The sequence below is a fragment of the uncultured Campylobacter sp. genome (genome assembly GCF_938030145.1).
Taxonomy (GTDB): Bacteria; Campylobacterota; Campylobacteria; order Campylobacterales; family Campylobacteraceae; genus Campylobacter_B.
The window spans coordinates 37490-57391 of sequence record NZ_CALHGM010000003.1 but is presented as its reverse complement, the minus strand read 5'-3'; the positions used below and the strand labels follow the sequence as shown (position 1 = coordinate 57391).

Annotated in this window: 16 protein-coding genes; 13 read left to right on the top strand and 3 right to left on the bottom strand. The window is 45.3% G+C overall.

What is annotated here, in order from left to right; genetic code table 11:
- Window positions 1-181: 181 nt before the first annotated feature.
- From Q0323_RS00560 to Q0323_RS00510, 11 genes are all read left to right on the top strand, one after another.
- Window positions 182-829 (top strand): hypothetical protein, encoded by a 648-nt coding sequence (locus Q0323_RS00560; RefSeq protein WP_298050500.1) that lies wholly within the window; start codon window positions 182-184, stop codon window positions 827-829.
- A gap of 307 nt (window positions 830-1136) precedes the next feature.
- Window positions 1137-1511, top strand: a complete 375-nt coding sequence (locus Q0323_RS00555) for a hypothetical protein (protein ID WP_297905105.1) — start codon at window positions 1137-1139, stop codon at window positions 1509-1511.
- 529 nt (window positions 1512-2040) lie between these two features.
- Window positions 2041-4221: an STT3 domain-containing protein gene (locus Q0323_RS00550; RefSeq protein WP_298050499.1), complete on the top strand. Its 2181-nt coding sequence runs from the start codon at window positions 2041-2043 to the stop codon at window positions 4219-4221.
- A gap of 255 nt (window positions 4222-4476) precedes the next feature.
- Window positions 4477-5061 carry a hypothetical protein gene (locus Q0323_RS00545; protein WP_297881510.1) on the top strand — a complete coding sequence of 195 codons (585 nt, stop codon included), beginning with the start codon at window positions 4477-4479 and terminating at the stop codon, window positions 5059-5061.
- 354 nt (window positions 5062-5415) lie between these two features.
- On the top strand, window positions 5416-7698 hold the full coding sequence (gene metE / locus Q0323_RS00540; protein ID WP_298050498.1) for a 5-methyltetrahydropteroyltriglutamate--homocysteine S-methyltransferase: 2283 nt from the start codon (window positions 5416-5418) through the stop codon (window positions 7696-7698).
- A gap of 1498 nt (window positions 7699-9196) precedes the next feature.
- Window positions 9197-10729, top strand: coding sequence for an MBOAT family O-acyltransferase (locus Q0323_RS00535; protein ID WP_298050497.1), 1533 nt, complete (start codon window positions 9197-9199; stop codon window positions 10727-10729).
- A complete protein-coding gene (locus Q0323_RS00530) occupies window positions 10730-12043 on the top strand; it encodes a DUF459 domain-containing protein (RefSeq protein ID WP_298050496.1) in 1314 nt (437 codons plus the stop codon).
- On the top strand, window positions 12036-13088 hold the full coding sequence (locus Q0323_RS00525; protein ID WP_298050495.1) for a GDSL-type esterase/lipase family protein: 1053 nt from the start codon (window positions 12036-12038) through the stop codon (window positions 13086-13088). The genes Q0323_RS00530 and Q0323_RS00525 overlap by 8 nt, the downstream gene beginning before the upstream one ends.
- 432 nt (window positions 13089-13520) lie before the next feature.
- Window positions 13521-13877 carry a metallophosphoesterase gene (locus Q0323_RS00520; RefSeq protein ID WP_298050494.1) on the top strand — a complete coding sequence of 119 codons (357 nt, stop codon included), beginning with the start codon at window positions 13521-13523 and terminating at the stop codon, window positions 13875-13877.
- Between the two features lie 36 nt (window positions 13878-13913).
- Window positions 13914-14231, top strand: a complete 318-nt coding sequence (locus tag Q0323_RS00515; protein ID WP_298050493.1) for a hypothetical protein — start codon at window positions 13914-13916, stop codon at window positions 14229-14231.
- Window positions 14232-14383: 152 nt separating this feature from the next.
- Complete coding sequence (locus Q0323_RS00510; RefSeq protein WP_298050491.1) at window positions 14384-14620, top strand: SelT/SelW/SelH family protein; 237 nt, start codon at window positions 14384-14386, stop codon at window positions 14618-14620.
- A 277-nt stretch (window positions 14621-14897) separates the two neighbouring features.
- Here Q0323_RS00510 and efp read toward each other — a convergent pair whose 3' ends face one another.
- The gene (gene efp / locus Q0323_RS00505; RefSeq protein WP_005871146.1) at window positions 14898-15464 is read right to left on the bottom strand and encodes an elongation factor P; all 567 of its coding nucleotides are present in this window, start codon (window positions 15462-15464) and stop codon (window positions 14898-14900) included.
- 88 nt (window positions 15465-15552) lie between these two features.
- Here efp and Q0323_RS00500 point away from each other — a divergent pair, with 88 nt between their 5' ends.
- Complete coding sequence (locus Q0323_RS00500) at window positions 15553-16293, top strand: hypothetical protein (RefSeq protein WP_298050490.1); 741 nt, start codon at window positions 15553-15555, stop codon at window positions 16291-16293.
- A 207-nt stretch (window positions 16294-16500) separates the two neighbouring features.
- On the opposite strand, the gene Q0323_RS00495 is transcribed toward Q0323_RS00500, so the two are convergent.
- Together Q0323_RS00495 and Q0323_RS00490 are read right to left on the bottom strand one after the other, a co-directional pair.
- Window positions 16501-17331: a hypothetical protein gene (locus Q0323_RS00495; protein WP_298050488.1), complete on the bottom strand. Its 831-nt coding sequence runs from the start codon at window positions 17329-17331 to the stop codon at window positions 16501-16503.
- Between the two features lie 37 nt (window positions 17332-17368).
- On the bottom strand, window positions 17369-18178 hold the full coding sequence (locus Q0323_RS00490; RefSeq protein ID WP_298050487.1) for a DUF234 domain-containing protein: 810 nt from the start codon (window positions 18176-18178) through the stop codon (window positions 17369-17371).
- Between the two features lie 101 nt (window positions 18179-18279).
- On the opposite strand from Q0323_RS00490, the gene Q0323_RS00485 reads away from it, so the two are divergent.
- Entirely contained in the window at window positions 18280-19620 is a 1341-nt protein-coding gene (locus Q0323_RS00485; RefSeq protein ID WP_298050486.1) for an aminotransferase class V-fold PLP-dependent enzyme, read from the top strand.
- Window positions 19621-19902 lie beyond the last annotated feature (282 nt).

Below are 19902 nucleotides of genomic sequence, written 5' to 3'. Positions count from 1 at the left end.
CTAAGCGAAAAATACTGTGCCTTATTCTGCTACGTTTAAATTCTAATTAAAATTTACTCAGTTATGTATTTCATATACGCTCTCGTCCTCAAATTTTAATTCGTCTCAATTAAGACAATACCGTGCGTCGAATGCTGCTTTAAATTTAGCTATAATCGCATAAAATTTTATCGGAGTAGATATGAAACGAATTTTAAAAGCGCTGATTTTTAGCATGGCATTTTCATTTCTCATTGTGGGTTGTGCTAGTAAAACCGCGCCCGTAGAGCTTGAAGGCAAGGAGCAAATTCGCGCAATCCAAATAGAGGCAAACCGTACGATAATGATCGGCGACGCTTACGACTACGAATTTGGCAGCGATTATCGCGTGGCGAAAGCGGAATTTGAGCACCTAAAATCGCTCTATCCACACGCAGTGGAGGTAAATAGAATTTCGATCGCTACGGATGCATTTAATGAACCTCACGTAAGCGCGCTACTTTTTGAGCTGTGGCTTGACCGCGAGAGCCTGCCGCTAGCAGATCAGCTTGTGCTTTACAAGCATCCAAATTTTACGGGCTTTAAAGATCGCGAAATTTTACAATTTAGCTTCAAAATTTTAGGCGTTCCTACGCGCGTAAAAGATCGCGATCGGATCCTAAAAAAATATGCGCTTGCTAAGCCGTTAAGTTTAAACGCGGTAGTATTTATTGATAGCGGCAGGCTGAGCGAGGAAAACGTGCGTAAAAACGGTGAGACGCAAGACGCAGTTTTAACTATGTTTAGCCCCGTCTGGATGCCCGTCGCTGCCGTAATGCAAAGTCTCGGCGCGCTATTTGATAACGAGTAAATTCTGCCAGTAAAAATTTCGATGCTCGCTTGCTCTTACGTTGCAATATGAGGGCTGCGTTTTGGGCGGGTACGCCGCGAGTGATGTCTTGGATAATAGCTTTGTTTGTTTGGCTAAGCGCGCTCGCGGCGTATTTTAATAAGTAAATTTTAAATTACGGCGAAATTTTATAATTTGCCATCGAGTTCAGCTCTGTTTTAAACAGACGGGCGGTTTCTTAAATTTAAACTCTAGCTAAATTTAGACCGAAATTTTTAAGTAAACTTTGCTATAATCGCCGAGATTTTGAAAAAACCGAGGAGAAAATATGAAACTAATTTACGCTGCTTGCGTGCTCGCCGTGTTTGCTTCGGCTCAGACCGAAACTGTGCAGGTGCCGGACTTTGCTAAAAGCTCGATGAAGACGCATGAGCAGGCCGAGGAAAAACTAATCGCAAATGCCCTAAAAGGCGATCTAAGCCAGATCGCAAGCGATCTAAAGATCGATAAAACGCTAAAGGGCGGCGAGTCGCTTGTCATTAATGGCGCGCATTACAGGACGATCGAGGGCGACAGCACGCAGTGGAAAGAGGGCGATGCCGTGCGCCTGCTAAGCGGCAATAAGGACGGCAGATGCCTAAGCTCGATCATGCTCAATCTCCGTACGAAAACCGTCTGTAAATTTATGTGCGACGCGTATTAGGCGAGAATTTTGTCTAAACTACAAAAATCCACCGGCTCGGCGTAAGCTTCTTGCAACGACCGGTTGTTTCTGCTATTTAGCCATAGCATAGATCGCTAAATATATGCCTATGAATAAAACGTTATTATATATTTTTTTAAAAGCGTTCGTTATGTTTATTGTCCTATATTTGTTCATTCCGCACCCAGAAGATGGAATTTATAATATGCTAGATATACGCATGTTTATTGGCTTAGTGTTGTTTTGTATCTGCCTTATATTGGATATTTAGTTTACATCTTAATCTCTATCTTTACGTATCATATTTTTTGATGGTCGCCAAAATTGCATATCACAAATTTAAATTCTAAACGGCTTGACTTCGGTTGTTTTTAAAATTTTGCTTTTAATATCGATAAATTCTGCTATAATAAACGCAAATTAAACAATGTCGTTAAAGACGTAACGCGGGGCGATAAAGCGAGTAAAATTTGTAGAGGCAAATTTTAACCTTCCGCTCGGTACTTCAAACGGCAAATCAAGGAAAAAGATGCAAAAATTTAGAATTACAAACGGCGAATGCTCCCGTATGGATATGTTTTTGATCATGACGCTGGTTTATATATTCGGCGTGGCATGCAGGTTTTTTTGGATATATTGGGCTAGCGGGATCGAGCAGTTTTCTTTCGATGGCGAGCTCATCATGACCACAAACGACGCCTTTGCGAATGCCGAGGGCGCGCGCGATATGATAGCGGGCTTTCACCAACCGGGCGATCTTAGCCCGTACGGCGCGTCGATCCCAACTCTAGCATTTTTACTTAGCAAAATTTTACCCGCCAGCCTAAATAGCATTACGATCTATATGAGCGTGTTTTTGGCGCCGCTAGTGGTCGTGCCGATTATTTTGATAGCAAGAGAGTATAAGATCCTGGGCGCCGGCATCATCGCAGCGCTGCTTGCTTGCGTGCTGCCCGGATATTATATTAGGACTTTGGGCGGGTATTTTGATAGCGATATGTTAAATGTTACTCTGCCGCTGCTAACGCTATGGGCTTTGATCAGGCTCATAGGGCGAAGCGAGCAGAGTAGCTTTGCTTTGCCCGCCGTCTTTATGGTACTTTATAGCTGGTGGTATCCTAGCTCGTATTCTTTAAATATGGCGATTATAGTGATATTTTTAATCTATACTTTGATTTTTAATAGACGCAATGAGGCAAATTACAAAGCGATTATTCTTATGGTTGCAGCGGTCATAAAATTTAGCGCGTATTACGAAGGTGAGACAATAATTGTAAATTATATTTTATTGTTTAAAATCACACTAATTGCGTTTTTATATTTTTTAATGATTAAAATTCCAAGCCATAAAAGCAAAAAAGCTCTTTGGATTTTGGGTACGATCGCCGTAATTACGTTCGTCATATTCGGCGGACTTGTGCCTATAGCAGTGCAGCTTAAAGCATACATCTTAAAGGATGTAAGCAAAGAGGAAATTTTCTACTTCTATGGCGTTAGAAGTACGGTTAATGAGGTAGAAAACGCTAATTTCATGAAATTTGTGCTTGAATCTAGTGGGCATCTATTTATATTCATATGTGCAGTAGGGGGACTGGCTCTATTGCTGATAAAATTCCGTTCGTTTATCTTAACCTTGCCGATGATAGCGCTTGGAGTTTTAGCACTTTTCGGTGGAACTCGCTTTACAATGTACGCTACACCGATGATAGCGCTTGGATTTGCTTATTTTATATATTTCACGCTGAATTACTTTGAAATACGCACTTGGCTTAGAAGTACTTTGTTAGCTATTTTAACTTGTTTAGCGATAATGCCTAGCATAGATTTTATTTATAAATTCCGCGTTGCGCCTACGCTTACGAAAGACTCCATAATGCCTCTTGCAGAGCTAAAAAATAAAGCCAGCAGAGAAGATTACGTGCTATCGTGGTGGGATTACGGATATTTAATCAGATATTACTCCGATGTAAAAGTAGTAGCCGATCCCGGAGGTAGACAGGCAGGAGAATACACTTTTATGAGTGCGTTTTCCTTTAATAAAGATGAGGTAAGCTCTGCTAATATGGCAAGGCTTAATGTCGAATATATACAAAAGTTGCAAGGTAAAAAATTTGATCCTAAACTGGAAGATAAATTTAAACTAAATCTATATCAAATTCAAAAAGATTATGGCGAAGCCGATATCAATAAATTCTTAAGTTCTTTAAGCGATAAGAATTTCAAGCTTCCACAGAAAACTAGGGATATATATTATTATTTTGTACCGCACATGATAGATATATTGCCCAATATTTTAAAATTTTCTACTGTAGATATAGAAACAGGTAAAGAGTCTTGGACACCATTTATTCATGTGGGTTATGATATTAGAATGGGTAAAGATGGAGAGAGCATCATAATAAATGATGAATGCACGCTGCCTAGCGTCGATCCTGAATACCTAATCCATGACGGTAAAAGAATGCCTATTAATTCATATTATCAAGTGGGCGAAGTAAACGGCAAACTCGTCAAATTATCTAGGCAGATAGATAAAAATTCCAATCTTTACGTGATATTTTTACCGGATTATCAAAGAATTTTAATCTTAGATAAAAAGGTCTTTGAATCAGCCTTCATCCAACTTTTTGTGCTGGAAAACTATGATAAAGATCTGTTTGAGCCCGTTTATTTAAGTAATTCTGCGCGGATTTACAAGTTATTAAGATAAATTTATATCCAGAGGAATATTGCGTAAATTCTTATTGCATTATGCTTTTACAAAGCGTATATTACTAAGTGATAAAATTTATAGCGCAAGCTATATGCTTAGATTTATAATTTATACTGGTTATAAATAAATTATAAAAATACTTCAAAATTTTATCACTAAAAATCGTAAATGTTATGTATTTACTTTAAATTTAGCCTAGGTTTCGAAGCGTGTCGCTATCATTGAGATGAAATTTCACCAAAAGGAGTAAATATGAGAAATTTAGTTGCAAAAGTGGCGCTTCTTAGCTCTTTAGCTGCAGTAAGCGCGATGGCGGAGGGTCTTTTCATAGGCGGCGAAGGCGGATACAATTTCAAAAACCAAGCTGCGGGTTTTGATGACGGACAACCGCAAATCGGCGTTAAGGCCGGATATGACTTCGGCACGTTTAGAGCTTACGGCGGGTATTTTTACGGATTTAAGGGCGAGGATTCCAGCTCGAATGCCAATTCGAAGAGAAAGGTTAAATGGAGCACGCACGATTTCGTAGCCGGTGCGGATTTTACGCCGGAGCTTTTCGGTAGATTTAAGCTCGTCCTAGGCGCTTACGCTGGGCTTTCGGTGCTAGATACTGAAGTTAAAATAGACTATAGCAATGGCGGCTGGGTTAGAGCAGACGATACGCTGGGTGGCTTCATTTTGGGCGGCAAGATAGGTACTGCGTATGAGTTTGGCTCCAATAGCGAGATTGAAATGGGCTTTAAAGCAAGCAAGGCGTGGTACAAAGACGGCGATTATATCGAAGATAACGACGGTAAAAAATACGGCGTTTACGCAGGATATAATTATAAATTCTAAGAATTTTCATATTTGAGGCATTGCACTGCTTTCATAGAGCCTTGATGCTCAGTGGCTTTGCGGTGTGTCAGGTAAGGCTAGCTTCGTCGCAAGGTTTTACTAAGTTTTAGTAGAATCTTGCGACGAGGTTTAAATCATGATGAATTTAACGCCTTTAAATTCAATCCTAAAATTTTAACTTACGGAATTCCGTCGATAAAAATTCCATTTCAGATTTTATCGAGGAATTCCACCCCTGCGCTTTTGGATAAAATTTCGTTCATTTTCGAGATTAGATTAAAATTTTAATAGCAGCAAAAGAAATTTTAAGATAAAATCCAACCCTTAATATCAAATTTTACGTAAAGGATTAAAATGAAAAGTTACGTCACGGGCTTTCCGCGTATCGGAGAGCAGCGCGAGTTAAAGAAGGCTTTGGAGAGCTATTGGGCGAGCAAGTGCGATTATGACGCGCTGGAGCGGGTCGCCGCAGAGCTAAAAGATCGCCACATCAAATATCAGCTGGATGCTTGGAGCGGCCTAATTAGCGTAAACGACTTTTCATACTACGATCTGATGCTCGATACCAGCGTACTTTTCGGCGTGATCCCGCAGCGCTTTGCGGCTCTTTCGGCGCATGAGCAGTATTTTGCGATGGCGCGCGGCAGTAAAGACGCAGTCGCGATGGAGATGACGAAGTGGTTTAACACAAACTACCACTATATCGTGCCTGAGATCTCTGCGTATGCGGAATTTAGCCTAAATCCTAGTAAAATTTTAAGCGAGTATAAGGCCGCGAAGAATAACGATTTTAAGGATTCCTGCGCGCTAAAGATAAATTTAATCGGACCTATCACCTATCTTGCGCTTAGTAAATCAAGCGACAAAAGCGATCCACTCGCGCATTTAGATGCCCTTGCCGCGAAATATGAGGAGCTGCTAAAGCTTCTTAGCGAGCTTGATAACGAGGTCGTGGTTCAGATCGACGAGCCGATTTTTGTGACAGATCGCGCGGCTGAGCTAGCGCCGAAGATCGAGCCTGTTTATCAGCGCCTAAGCAAGGTCGCAAGCAACGTAAAAATCATCTTTATGACCTATTTTGAGCATGCGACCGAGGCCGTTAAAGAGATAGTAAAGACTGATGTATGGGCGATCGGGCTTGATTTTGTTTACGCAAGCGAAGAGAATATCAAAAAAGAGCTTCAAGCTTTAAAAGACGTCAAGACCGTGCTTTTCGCAGGCGTGATCGACGGGCGTAATATCTGGAAGAGCGACATCGACAAAAAGCTAGCCCAGCTCAAAGCTATCGAAGCCTACGTGCCTAAAGAGCGCATCTACGTGGGTACCTCCTGCTCGCTTTTGCATGTGCCTTTTACGCTAAAATATGAGGACAAGCTAAACGCCGAGATCAGATCCTGGCTAAGTTTCGCGGTCGAAAAACTAAGCGAAATTTCGATTTTGACCCATCTTTTCTTTGAAATTCCGATGTGCGAACACGGCATGAAGGCATACAAGGAAAATCAAAAATCCGCTAAAACTCGCGCTAGCTCGCCGCTTATTCATGACGAGCGAGTTCAAAGCCGCGCCGCAAATTTAAATAAATTCGAGCGCGCCGATCGCTACGAGGATCGCATCAAGGTGCAGAAAAAGGAGCTAGGCTATGGAATTTTGCCTACTACTACGATTGGCTCCTTCCCGCAGACTGCCGAGCTTCGCCAGGTTCGCAACGCCTATAAAAAGGGCTTAATTGGTCGCGAAGCCTACGAGCGTGACATCAAAGCCTACATCGACGACTGCGTTAAATTTCAAGATGAGATTGGTCTGGACGTGCTGGTTCACGGCGAGCCTGAGCGTAACGATATGGTCGAGTATTTCGGCGAGCAGATGAGCGGATACGCGTTTAGCGCCAACGGCTGGGTGCAGAGCTACGGCAGCCGCTGCGTGAAACCGCCACTACTTTTCGGCGACGTGAGCCGCCCAAAGCCGATGACGGTAGAGTGGATCAAATACGCCCAAAGCCGCACTAAAAAGATTATGAAGGGCATGCTAACGGGACCTGTTACGATGATGAACTGGAGCTTCGTGCGCGACGATAAGCCTCGCGAGCAGATAGTAAAACAGCTTGCGCTTGCGATTTTCGATGAGATTTCGGATCTGCAAGACGCAGGTATCAAGATCGTTCAGGTGGATGAAGCTGCGTTTAAAGAGGGCTATCCGCTTAGATCCGAAAATATCCCTGCGTATGAAAAATTCGCCGTTAGTGCTTTTAAGCTTGCTGTCAGCGCCGCAAGTGCTCACATGCAGATCCATACGCATATGTGCTATTCGGAGTTTAACGACATAATCAAAACGATAGAGGCGATGGATGCTGACGTTATCAGCATCGAGACTGCTCGCAGTGGCAACGAGCTACTTCGAGTTTTCAAATCGGTCGGCTATAAGCAGGAGGTCGGCCCCGGCGTTTACGACATCCACAGCCCGCGAATTCCTAGCGTACATGAGCTCGTAAGCCAGATCCGCGCGCTGCTTGAGGTGCTTCCGAAAGAGCAGCTGTGGATTAACCCGGACTGCGGCCTAAAAACGCGCAAATGGGAGGAGGTCCGCCCTAGCCTAAAAAATATGGTCGAAGCGGTAAGGATCATCCGCGCAGAGGCATAAATTTCGCGCAGAACGGACTTTGCTGCTAGGAAAAATTCCACCCGGTAGCCGTTTTGCGATAGAATTATGTGGAACGTTTATTTCGACTATGGACCGTTAAAACATCTGCGCGAAATTTTACTTCGAGCGAGTATTAAAGGGCAGTGCGAAATTTCACTGCGTCTGCTTGGCAAGCATATTTGATAGCCGCTAAGTAATGCAGCAATATGAAATTTCGCGCGAGATTTACGGATTTCTCAGTTGGGCATGCGCGGGATTTTTTTAAAATGCGGCGTAAAATTTCATCTCGACTGCTAGCTTAGGATTTCATCGCAACTGCTCGTTTGATTGAAACGCGGAACGTAAATTTTATCGCGATTGCCCTAAAGGCAGGTTGAGGCAAGCGATAAAATTTTAAAATTTTCGCAAACCAGTTCTTGCGCACACAGATCTCTTCGCTAGCCGAATAAAAAACGCTGAAATTTGCAATTTTACGCGGCGTTTTATGAGCTACTCGCGCCGCTAGATTAGAATTGCAAAACGCGAGCCAAAGCTGGTATGGTTGCGCTAGAAATTTTAAATTGCAAATTAAAATTTACATTATCTCGTTAGAATGGCTAAGTTACGAAGCGAGATTCGGATCTGCTACGTTAAATTTCAGCCAAGTCAAAATCTATGTAGCCGCATTAATTTATGACTAATTTCGCCTAGCGAGCCTGAAGTTGCGCCGCGCCAAAACCAAGTCTAGAGCCAAAATTTTACGATGCGAAGCTCATTGATTTAACTTGTGTTTTTTGCAAGAAAGAGCGAGGCTAGCGTAAGGTGCGTTTGCGTTGATACAAAATTTTAAAAGGGGCTTTATGGAGGCGCAGATCTGCAATTTGCAGTAAAAATTAAAAGCCATGATTTTGGCTCATAAGGCGCGTAGCTTTTAGATGGTTTCTATTGCGCCTTAAAGTGAGATTCTACTTAGTAATTTCGCGCGATAGATTTTAACGGGCGGAATTTTATTATCGCTGCAAAATTTTTGGCTTTTAAAATTTTGCTTTGTAGGATTTCAGCCCTCATAGTTGTGATGAAGTGTGGCTTATCTTATTTCATAAGATTTTAGCAGCATCGCGCGCCTAATTTATATGGCATGATTCCAAAAGGCGCTTATTTTGAAATCCTGCGGGTAGAACTTGCGAGACTGCGTTTGCGAGGTTTCGTGGGAATTTGATGCAAAGCACTCAGCGCGTTTAAAAATTTTATTCGTGCGTCGAGCCCTCATTTGCGTTTCAAATTTTGCCATTGTTGTGGAATTTCGCTCACGTGGCAAGGGCTTGCTGCAAGCTGTCCATGAAATCTAAGGATTTGGACGCTAGATTTATTAGAGCGTTTAGCGGCGCAATGCCGCACCTGCGCATAAAATATCGCGCTGTAAGCGATTTAAAAAAAGCTTTTTTGCTTCATATAAATCTCGCGTTGCAAGCGTCTAAAAGCCCGCAAGAGCTTTAAAAATTTAAATTGGAAAGATTGAATGACATTTTTTTCGCCCGAGTTTGTCCTTGCTTTTTTAGCGTTTTTAATCGTTTATTGGACGCTCAAAAATCACATTTTCGCGCAAAAAATCCTGATCCTGCTGGCAAGCTATGGCTTCATGTGCTCCGTAAATCCTCGCTTTGCGCTGGTGCTTGCAGCCTATAGTGCTTTCGTATATTTTGCAGGTGTGTGTATCGCGCGCGCTAATCGCGTAGTCACAAAAACCATACCGCCCGCAAAGCAGTCTTCGCACAAGAAAAAACTCTCGCGTAAAGCGGCAGCCAAGCAGATGAGCGCAACAAAACAAGCTGGCATAGCAAAGCAGCTCCCACTACCCACTGCGAAGGCGCGTGCAGTGATGCTTGCGGCAGTTGCTGGCGGCTTATTTTTTCTCGCATTTTTTAAATATTATGGCTACGTCAGGGAGTTTTTCAATGCCGCGCTTGCTGCGCTTCACCTAGGTGCCGTCGACAGCGTGGCGTTTCCGCTTGGAATTTCATATTATGTTTTTATGTCGATCACCTATTTCGTCTCGGTTTATAGGCGCGAATGCGGCGAGCAGGGCTTTTTGAGCTTGGCGTGCTTTTTAGCGTTTTTCCCCAGCGTCGTGATGGGTCCTATCGGGCGCGCTAGCGCTGCCAAGGGCGTAGAGCCAGTACTGCCACAGTTTGATCGCTTCAAGCACTTTGGCAATGCCGATGAAATTTATGTACTTATAATTTTTGCCTTAGTTAAGCTACTGCTTATTAGCGGCTATTTGGGCGCGTATTATAGCGATGTGATTTCAGGCGTTTACGGCGACGAGCCTGAGTCCTCCGCGGCGCAAATTCTAGCTGCACTGCTACTTTATGGCGTGGTGCTTTATACGAATTTTAGCGGCTTTATCGATATGGCGCGGGCGCTTGGGCTTGCGATGGGCTTTAAGCTGCCGCAGAATTTTAATATGCCCTACGCGGCTAAGAATTTAGGCGAGTTTTGGGATCGCTGGCATATCAGCTTATCCACGTTTATACGCGATTATATTTATATCCCGCTCGGCGGCTCGCGCAGGGGTTTTGCACGTACCTGCGTAAATTTGCTAATCGCATTTGCGCTCTCGGGCATTTGGCACGGCGCGGGATTAAATTTTTTGATTTGGGGGCTTTTGCACGGAGCAGCGCTTGTATTTTTAAAATGTCTTACCAAAGTGGGCGTAAAGCCGCTAAATCCGCATTTAGCGCTTTTTTGCACCTATATTTTTGTAAGTTTCGCTTGGATTTTTTTCGCCAATTCCCTTCCGGATGCGGCGGCGATTTTGGGTGCTTTTGCCCGAGCACGAGCTTTCGGAGATATTAGCGAGCTAGCGGTGCTTGCGGTGATTTTAGCGGGGATTTTTGTTTATCCTAAAATTTCAGCTCTTAAAGATACTTTAATCGCGCTTTTTGCCGAGCTGCCGTTTTTGCCTAAAGCTCTCGCGCTCGGCGTGATCTTCACGCTGATTTTCGCGCTGATGCCAAGCGGAATTCCAAATTTCATCTACGCAGGATTTTAGATGCTTAGGTTTGTTTCGACTCTGCTTTTTGCGCTGCTTTTCTCGGCATTTTTTATGCAAGGCTCGCTGCTTTATTATTTGGAGCAGCGATTTCACGATGATTTTGGGCTGGAAGAATGGCTGCGCCGCTCGCCGTTTCGCGTAGGCGGAGAGATCTACGAAAAAATTGCAAATGTCGCAGATAAGCTTGAGCAGCGCATCAAAGGCGAGGATATTAGCAAGGATGAGGACGCAAGTCCGCATAGCGGAAGCAAAAATTTTAAAAAACCTGCGCAAGATCGCATGGCAGAAAATCAAGCTTTGCAAAGCACGAGGGCACGAGATCACGATGCTTTGCAAAACGTTAAGCCGCAAGATAGCAAGCCGCAAGCCCATGCTGCAAAGAATAATTCTGCCTTAAATAATTCTACGCATCATTTAAAAACGCGCGATTCTGCGCAGGGGCCTTACGCACAAAATTCCATCCCTCAAAATTCTACTTCGCAAAATTCCGTGCCACAAAGCCTGGCTACAACAAGCTCTGTGTCGCGCAGCTCCTCTGCGTCACAAAACTCCGTTACGGCAAGCGCAACCTTGCAAAGCGGCGAAAATTCCGATTCTCAACTTCCTGCTACGCAGGCCTTGGAGCAGAATTTAACGACGCAAAGCTCCGCGGAGATTGATGCTAAAATTTCGCTTAGCGACGATGGCAAAATCCGCCTAAATGCAGGCGATGAGGTGCTTTTTATGGGCGATAGCCTGATGCAATACGTGGGGATGAACGCTAAGAAATTTTTCCCGAAGCGAAGCCTGAGGGTGATTGATCTTAGCAAGCAATCTACGGGGCTTGCGAGCAAGAAATCTTTCGACTGGCAAAAGACGCTCGATACCGCGCTTCGCGAAAACGGCGGCGTTAAGCTCGTAGTCGTGCTGCTGGGTGCGAACGACGTCTGGGAGTACCGCGCAGGCGGCAAGACCTACGGCATCAAAACGCCGCGCTGGCGGGAGTTTTACGCCTCAAGGGTGCGCGAGATCTACGATACGGCGCACTCGCACGGTGCAGGAGTGCTGTGGCTAGCGATGCCGTGTATGCAAAAGCCAGATTTTGAGGAGAAAACGCAGCTGCTAAATCAAATATATGCCGACGCTAGTATGGCGCTTGGCGGGTATTTTATGCAAACAACCCCGCTGGTGTGCGAAAAAGGCGTCTATAAAACCTATCTGCAAAGCGGCTCGAAGCTCGTGCGCGTGCGCCAAGACGACGGCATTCATATGAGCAAAGAGGGTTGCGAAGCGGTAGCGAAAGAAATTTTATCAAGGATTGAAGTTGAGTAAATTTATAGTGATTTTATTTGCTGCATTATTAGGCGGATGCGCGGCAAACGCAGGCGTTCGCGGCATAAATTCCGCAAACGCAAAAAGCTCTGCGGGCTTTGGAGTGAAATTTTTTGGCGATTCGCATTTAGGAAGCGACGCGCTGATAGATGCTTTCAGGCACGGCTTTTTTGTGCAAAACAGCGTCGGCTTCGTGCCTGCAATGATGCCTAAATATCACAAAAGCGAAAATATAGAATTTAAGCAAAGCGGCTTTAATGTGATCTCGTCTCGCACCGAGCAAGACCCCGATTTCCCACTATGCGGAGTGATCGCTACCGGCAAAAAGGGCGCTAATGTGCGACTGGAGCTAAAGCAGCTTAGCGGCGATTTTTACGTCGAAATTTTACATAAATCGGATCAGGGCGGCGAGATTTTTCGCGTGCGCGATGCAAGTGGGCTAAGCGCGTATATTTCGCAAGAAGTGCCGCAGAAATGGGAGTATTCTAAGCTGCGACTTAGATTTCCGATCGAAATTCGATCGCTGCGTGACGGAGCAGAGCTTGGAGGATATAAAATTTACCGCAAAAACGCGCGCTTTGCAGACTCTTGTGCGAGCAACGGCGCGTTTAGCAACCTCTACGAAAAATGGGGCGCAGATGCCTTTGATAGGGATTTTTCGGGACTTAGATACGATCTCGTAGTCATCGCTTACGGTACAAACGATGCGATGGATCCGAAATTTGACGAGCAAAAATTCTACCAAAGCATCCGTGGGCTGCTTCGCTCTGTCCGCTCTGCAGCTCCTGGTGCAAAAATCCTGCTCGTAGCACCGCCGCGAAGCCCTAAAGTGCCAAACGCCTCACGCGCTGCGGAGGTACTAGCACATCTAGCGCGAGACGAAGGGGCAATGTTTTACGACATAGCCGGTCTTATGGATGAGGATGGCGGCTGGCGCGGCTGGCGCGAGCGCGGGCTTATCCGCCCAGACGAGATCCACTTACAAAAAGAGGGCTACGAAAAAATCGGCGCCGCGCTGGCAACGAAATTGCGCGGCAGGCTTTAAATTTAATCTTTAAATTTAGGCGGCTCGCCGTGGAATTTACAAAGTTCGTTGAAATTTACAAAGCTCTTTGCGGAAATTGCGCAATCCGCCGCTAAATTTATGTGGTTCGCTATAAATTTACAAAATCCGTCGCTAAATTTAAAATTTAGTGGCAGCAAGCAAAGCTGCGCCTACTCGGATTTCGCCGCTTAGATCTGCGCCGCGAAATCTAAATCGGAAGCTGCGGCTTTAAATTTAGGCGGCGACAGGCTCGATGCCCGTGCTTTTAAAATACGTCGCCCAAATTTACGCTTTTAATTTGGATTAAATTTGCGTGGTTGCGGATCGGAGCACAGAGGGTCGTGCGGCGTGCGCCGTGTAAAATTTAGCGCTTAAAATTTCATTCGCATGGGCTGTGGCAAAGCGCGGCGAGTCAGATTAAAGGAGAGGAATATGATATATCTTTGCGGCGATACACACGGAATAAACGAGATCGGCAAAATCACGAACAAAGCCTTTGCGGGCGGGCTTAGTGCCGATGATTTCGTCATCGTGCTTGGGGATTTCGGGCTGTTTTGGAGCGAGCGGATAGATGAGTTTATGGCGCGCAAAAATATAGAAAGATATTTCCCCGCCACGCTTCTTTTCATAGACGGAAATCACGAAAATTTCGATATGTTGGATGAGCTGCCGCGCGAGCGGAAATTTGGTGGCACCGTGGGCGTGGGCGACAAAAACATATTTTGGCTGCGACGCGGCGAAATTTACGAGATAGCGGGGCGGCTTTTTATGCTTCGGCGGCACGTTTAGCGTCGATAAGGCGCATCGGATACCGGGGCTTAGCTGGTGGGTGCGCGCGAGATTCCGAGCGAGGAGGAGTTTAGCTATGCGGTGCAAAATGCGCGCGATTTTATCGCCGTGGGCGGGCGGATCGATGCGGTACTGAGCCACACGGCGCCAGGGTTTGCGATGAAATTTTTAAAAGAATACCTTTGGTGCGGCAAAAGTATCCCCGATAAAACGTCTGAGTATTTAGAGAGGATCTTTGAGCTCATAAGGCCTGCGCGGTGGTATTTCGGGCACTTTCATGGCGATAAAAAATTCCATGCGCACGGCTGCGATTTTCATCTTTGCTACGATGAAATTTTAAAATTTGAAGACTAGCCTTAAGCCCGCGACAGCAAAATTTAGAGCTTTGCAAACTGCGAAATTTCGCCCAAAAATTTTAAATGCTGAGGCGCGCGAAATTGAGCCTTTATATTAAAATTTAAGCTAGTTTGGCTACAATGTGGCACTTTTTTTAGAAAGGAATAAAGATGAAGGTTGTAATTACTTTTTGTAATTCTTGATCTTATGGACAGCAAGCTCTCCGTGTGAGAGATGAAATAACAAGCGTCTATAAGGATGCAGTTGTCGAGTTGGTCCCTGGTGGTGGCAGCGGAGACTTTCTAGTAGAAGTTGACGGCAGAAAGCTTTTCTTCAATAAAGATTTTGCTAGGCCTCGTTTCCCAAGTGAAGGTGAAATTTTAAAGCTGATCGAAGAGATGGCTTAGCTCAAAGCCCGAAAGCGGGTCGCAAGATTTGCTTTCGGGCGTTTTTATACTCAAATTTCAAATCCGTAAATTTAATCGCAAAACCATCCTAAATTTTGCAAAAATCAGCGCTGAGTAAAATTTAGACTAAATTATCCCACATTTTGGCGAATCCAAAAAGTCATTTTAATTAAAATTTACGTGACGGTCGCGGTTTAAATTTATCGCTCGGAGTTTATAAATTTCAAAAGAAAGAGGAAATTTTTGCGAAATCAAAATTTCGCAAAAACAGGGAGGGTTATTTATTTGCGCGCTCGATATACTCGCCGCGGACGGTGTCAACGCGGATGACCTCGCCTTCGAGTACGTGAAATGGGATCTGTACCACGGCGCCGGTCTCAAGGGTGGCGGGCTTTTTGTTGCTGCCCTGCGTATCGCCGCGGAAATTTGGCGCAGTTTCTACGATCTTAAGCTCCACCACCTGCGGCACATCCACGCCGATCGCTTTGCCGTTGTAAAACATTATATTTACCATCATACCATCTAGCATCCATTTTTTCGCCTCGCCCACATCCTCGTCGCTGATCGCGATCTGTTCGTAGCTATCGGTATCCATGAACTGACACGCCTCGCCATCGTCGTAGAGATACTGCATCTCTTTTTCCTCAAGATTCGGCGCCTCGCATTTATCGCCTGCGTGGAAGGTCTTTTCAAGCACCTTGCCGTCGATGAAAGATTTTATTTTAACGCGCACGAAAGCAGGTCCTTTGCCCGGTTTTACGTGTTGGTATTCTATGATTTTAAACGGAATTCCGTCCACCTCGATTTTTAGACCTTTTTTTAGATCGCCCATTGAATAAGCCATAAATTTCTCCTTAAATTGATAGGGCGCGATTATAACAAATTTTATTTTAAATTGATATAATTGGCGAAATTTTAAGGGGAGGGAAGCTATGAAAAAAATCATCTACGTTTTGGCTGCATGTGCAGCTTTTGTGCTCGGTGCGAATGCGAACGAAGCGGAGTTTGTGAAAAACCTAAAGCAAAGTCTAAATGATAAAAACGCTCAGCTCATCTCGATCGATAAACTAAACTCGCTAAACGGGTTAAATTTGCTGATCGTCCGCTCGGGCGATAAAAAAGAGGCGTTTTTAGCCAGCGACGACGCCAAAAGCCTAGTGGCAGTAACTGAGGAGCCCAAGCTCGCGGACGCGGCGGACGCGGCGCTATTTAAGATGAGAACTCAAATTTTAAAGGACGCGAGGGATGCCGCCGCGCTTGAGCTGCTAAAGAGCATAGATCCCGCGAGATTTGCCTATATCGAGTCGTTTGATAAAAACAACCCCTACGTAACCTACATCGTGGGCGATCCGGAGTGCCCGTATTGCGCCGAGGAGATGAAAAGGATCACGAAGCATCTTCGCAACAGCAACGTAAAATTGATCTTTGCGCCGGTGCACGGCAAAAGCGCGTTTATCAAATCAGCGCTGGTTTTAAAGCAGCTGAAAGCCCTCTCTCCGAGCGATCAAAAAGGCGCGATCGACGTGATCGAGAAATACTATAACAAGGACGCGCAGGTAAGCGATGCGGACGTCTCAAAAGCCGAGCTTGATGCCGTGTATGCGGACACCAAGACGCTCTTTTCCAAAGGCGTGATCAAATCGGTGCCATACGTGATCAAGGTGAAAAAATAGTCTAAATTTACGGAATTTGGGGCGCGAGGTTTGTGTGCGAGCAACGCGAGTTTGCTCGCGGTAGCGCAAGTCGCGCGCAGCACAGCCGCCCGCGCGAGCTGAAATTTCATAAAATTCCGTCGCTTTAAAATTTCAAGCGGCGGAATTTCAGTTTTTAAAATTAAACTCTTAAGACTTTGTAATCAAATTTGAAAATATAAAATTTTGCTATCTAAGCCTAATAACACCGCCGTTTTCATTTAGAATTTTTGCAACTTCGGGCAATTTATATGTTTCCATGCAGAATTCGTCATTTTGGCTTGCGCCTTTTCGTATCTCCAAACTAGCGTTTTTGCCTGTATTGATTGTGGTTATAGTAAAGCAGCTGACATAGCTCGTCGTGCCTATGCTAATCGAGTTTGGAGCTATCTGCTCGACCGTCATGCTTGTTATCTTGTTTGGATTTTCGTCGAATCTACCTTGCGATACGTAAAAATCAATATAGTCTTTTATCACGATTTGCAATTTTTTCGATAATGCCTCGTAGACCTCTTCTTTGCTCATTCTAAGGTCTTCCTTGAGAAACTTTATCTCCTTTCTTAAAAGCCTACATTTCGGGCTGATTGTATCATTTCTGCATTCCTCCAGTAGATAAGTCAGCCTATTTTTAGGCGCTGTAGAGTTTATCGGCAAACCCGTGACGGCTAGAAACAGAAAGCATTCCACATCGAATTCCGTATTTCGCACCTCTTTGCGCTCGCACATAGCTTTTTGTTTTTCATCTTGCGCCTTTACCTCTTGCCTTGATGCCGCTTGCATCATACTTTTATAGAAGATTTTAAAATACGCCATCGCGGCTCGTTCGCAGTTGTCGTAAATCTCTGCCGATTCTTTGGATAGATCGGCTAGGGCGCACGCCTCGGAGACGCTTTTTGCTTTATCCGGATTGGCGACATAAAAATCCTCTGTTTGAATATCCTCTATTTTCCTCTTATCGCATCCAGTCAAGCTTAAGCTCAAAAGCACGCCTAACGATACTGCCAAGATCCTATTTTTCATGATAATTCCCTTATAATCATTTATTTTACGTTCGTATTCAAAGTAAAATTTTAAAATCCTCGAGCGAAAAGAGTAAAATTTTATCGCTTTTTAGGTTTTGTAGCTCGCCGCTAAAGCCGTTTTTGGAAAACAGCGCGAGCAGATTGGGCGCGAGGCGCGCTTTTTCGCATTTGAGCATAAGCTCATTTAGCACGTTTTTTGAAATTTTTCGTTCCTTGTATTTGCACTCGCCCGCGACGCAAAAGCTCTCAAATTTCGCGTAGATGTCGATCTCGACCTCTTTGTTCCAAAAGCTTGAAATTTGCGAAATCTCTAAATTTAGATACTTTGCGAGCAGCTCCTTGCTTAAAATTTCAAACCCAAGCCCCGCGTAGGCGTTGAAATCCGCTTTGATTAGACTTAGCACGCGCCCTATCTCGCCACGGCGCAGCGCGGGCAGGTTCGGCTCGATAAATCTAAACCAAAACCTCGCGAAGTTACTGCTAAAATGGACTTTGTCGGTGATATGGTAGCGGCGCAGCGCGCGTGGTAGGCGGTCGTTTTTACGGGCCTTTTGCGCTCTTTGCTCGCTTGATTTTTCGGTGATTAGAAACTTCGCGTTTATGAGATCTGCGGTGATTTTTTGCGCTGTAAATCGCGGCAAGATTTTTGAAATCCCGATCTTTTTGCGGTCGCTTCTGGCGAATTTCATCAGCGCCTTTTTGATCTGCTCTTCACACTCGCCGCCGAATTTAAAGCGCTCGCTAAGGTGTTCAAAGCAGAGCAAAATTTCATTTTCGATCGCTTCGAAAACGTCCGCGTAGCCGCTTATGCAACCTATCTCGTCAAATACGAAATGAAACTGCAAAATCGCGTCGATACCAACATCGCCTAAATTTCGCGCCGTGTCTTTTAACTCGTAAATTTCGCCCTCCTTGCGGGCGTAATTTTAGCGAGTTTGGATATAATTTGCAAAAATTTTGGAGTCGCGCTTTGGATTTTGAAACGATCAAAGAAAATATCATCTTAAAAGAGGGGATCAAATACTTCGATTTCGCCGCTTCGGGGCTCGCGTATCGCCCTATAGAAGCGGAGATCGAGCGCGTGCTTGCAACATATGCCAACGTCCACTCCGCAGGCGGAGTGAGCGCCGAGATCACGAGCGATTACTACGAAAATGCAAGAGCCAAAATCAAAGAGCTTCTGGGCTGCGAGGAGCGCTACTACCTGATCTCCTGCGGATTCGGCGCGACCGCGGCGATTAAGAAGCTTTGGGAAATTTTAGGCATCTACCTGCCGCCAGCAACGCGAGATAGGCTCAGTTTGCGGCGCGAGAGCCTAAAAGAGCTGCCGCTTTTCATCATCTCGCCTTTTGAGCATCACTCCGTTGAAATTAGCCTAAGACAGGGGTTTTGCGAGGTAGTGCGCGTGCCACTGGACGGAAGCGGGCTGATAGACTTTGCGCGGCTGGGCGAAATTTTATCCACAAACAAAGGGCGCGAAATTTACGGCGTACTTACTGCAGCATCGAACGTGACGGGGCTTAAGCTTGATTACAAGCGTGCTTACTTGATGCTAAAAGCGCATGGCGGGCGGCTGTTTGTGGACGCTAGCGCGCTCATCGCGCACGAAAACGTAGATCTCGGCTTTTGCGACGGAGTGTTTTTCGGCGCGCACAAGCTTTTGGGCGGCGTGGGCGCTAGCGGGATTTTGGCGGTGCGAAAGGAGCTTTTGCGCGGCGAGGAGCCGACGTTCGCAGGGGGCGGCACAATCAAATACGCGGATGCCCTAACTCAGCGCTTTATAATCGACAAGGAGCGCTTGGAAGAAGCGGGCACGCCGGGCATCATCGCGCTGGTGCGAGCTTATCTTGCCCTAAAGCTTCGCAAAAGCGCGGGACTAGAGGCGATCAAGTCGCGCGAAGAGGCGATCTGCAGGCGCTTCATAAGCGAAATTTCAAAAATCCCTGAGGTTGAAATTTACGGCAATCTGACCGCGCCGCGCGTGCCGATCTTTGCTTTTAATATGAAAGGGCTCGCCGCGGACGCGCTATCCGGAGTGCTCGGGCAGAAATTTGAGATCCAGACCCGCGCAGGATGCGACTGCGCAGCACCTTACGGCTTTGATCTGCTCGGCTTGCAACCCGATACCGAAATGTCGCGCAAACCCGCTTGGGTGCGGGTTAGCTTCTCGTTCATCCACGACGAAAGCGACGTGGATTTCTTGGCGGAGGCGCTAAGACAGATTGCTAAAATTCGCGATAAAATCACCTTCGTAGCGGGCAAATACCGCTGCGGCAGCGTAAATTAAGCTCGCGAAATTTTATAACAAGAGCTGCTTTTAAATTTTACGGCGCGGGGTTTTGCGACATAAAATTTTGTCGGTGAAATTTCGTAGCGTAAAATTTTATGGCTTGGAATTTTAAAGCGTAGAATTTTATGCGCGGCTCGACAGCAGATACTCCGTGCCGATTGGGGCATGAAATTCTTCGGCATAAAATTTCGCGGCTTGGAATTTTGAGATTTTAAATTGCGGGCTGAATTCTATCGATAAATTTTGTACTGCGGAATTTTGCGCCGTGAAATTTGAGCG

Coding starts and splice junctions, on each gene's coding strand:
- Q0323_RS00560 (WP_298050500.1), top strand. CDS start 182: ATGAAACGAATTTTAAAAGCGCTGATTTTTAGCATGGCATTTTCATTT.
- Q0323_RS00555 (WP_297905105.1), top strand. CDS start 1,137: ATGAAACTAATTTACGCTGCTTGCGTGCTCGCCGTGTTTGCTTCGGCT.
- Q0323_RS00550 (WP_298050499.1), top strand. CDS start 2,041: ATGCAAAAATTTAGAATTACAAACGGCGAATGCTCCCGTATGGATATG.
- Q0323_RS00545 (WP_297881510.1), top strand. CDS start 4,477: ATGAGAAATTTAGTTGCAAAAGTGGCGCTTCTTAGCTCTTTAGCTGCA.
- metE (WP_298050498.1), top strand. CDS start 5,416: ATGAAAAGTTACGTCACGGGCTTTCCGCGTATCGGAGAGCAGCGCGAG.
- Q0323_RS00535 (WP_298050497.1), top strand. CDS start 9,197: ATGACATTTTTTTCGCCCGAGTTTGTCCTTGCTTTTTTAGCGTTTTTA.
- Q0323_RS00530 (WP_298050496.1), top strand. CDS start 10,730: ATGCTTAGGTTTGTTTCGACTCTGCTTTTTGCGCTGCTTTTCTCGGCA.
- Q0323_RS00520 (WP_298050494.1), top strand. CDS start 13,521: ATGATATATCTTTGCGGCGATACACACGGAATAAACGAGATCGGCAAA.
- efp (WP_005871146.1), bottom strand. CDS start 15,464: ATGGCTTATTCAATGGGCGATCTAAAAAAAGGTCTAAAAATCGAGGTG.
- Q0323_RS00500 (WP_298050490.1), top strand. CDS start 15,553: ATGAAAAAAATCATCTACGTTTTGGCTGCATGTGCAGCTTTTGTGCTC.
- Q0323_RS00495 (WP_298050488.1), bottom strand. CDS start 17,331: ATGAAAAATAGGATCTTGGCAGTATCGTTAGGCGTGCTTTTGAGCTTA.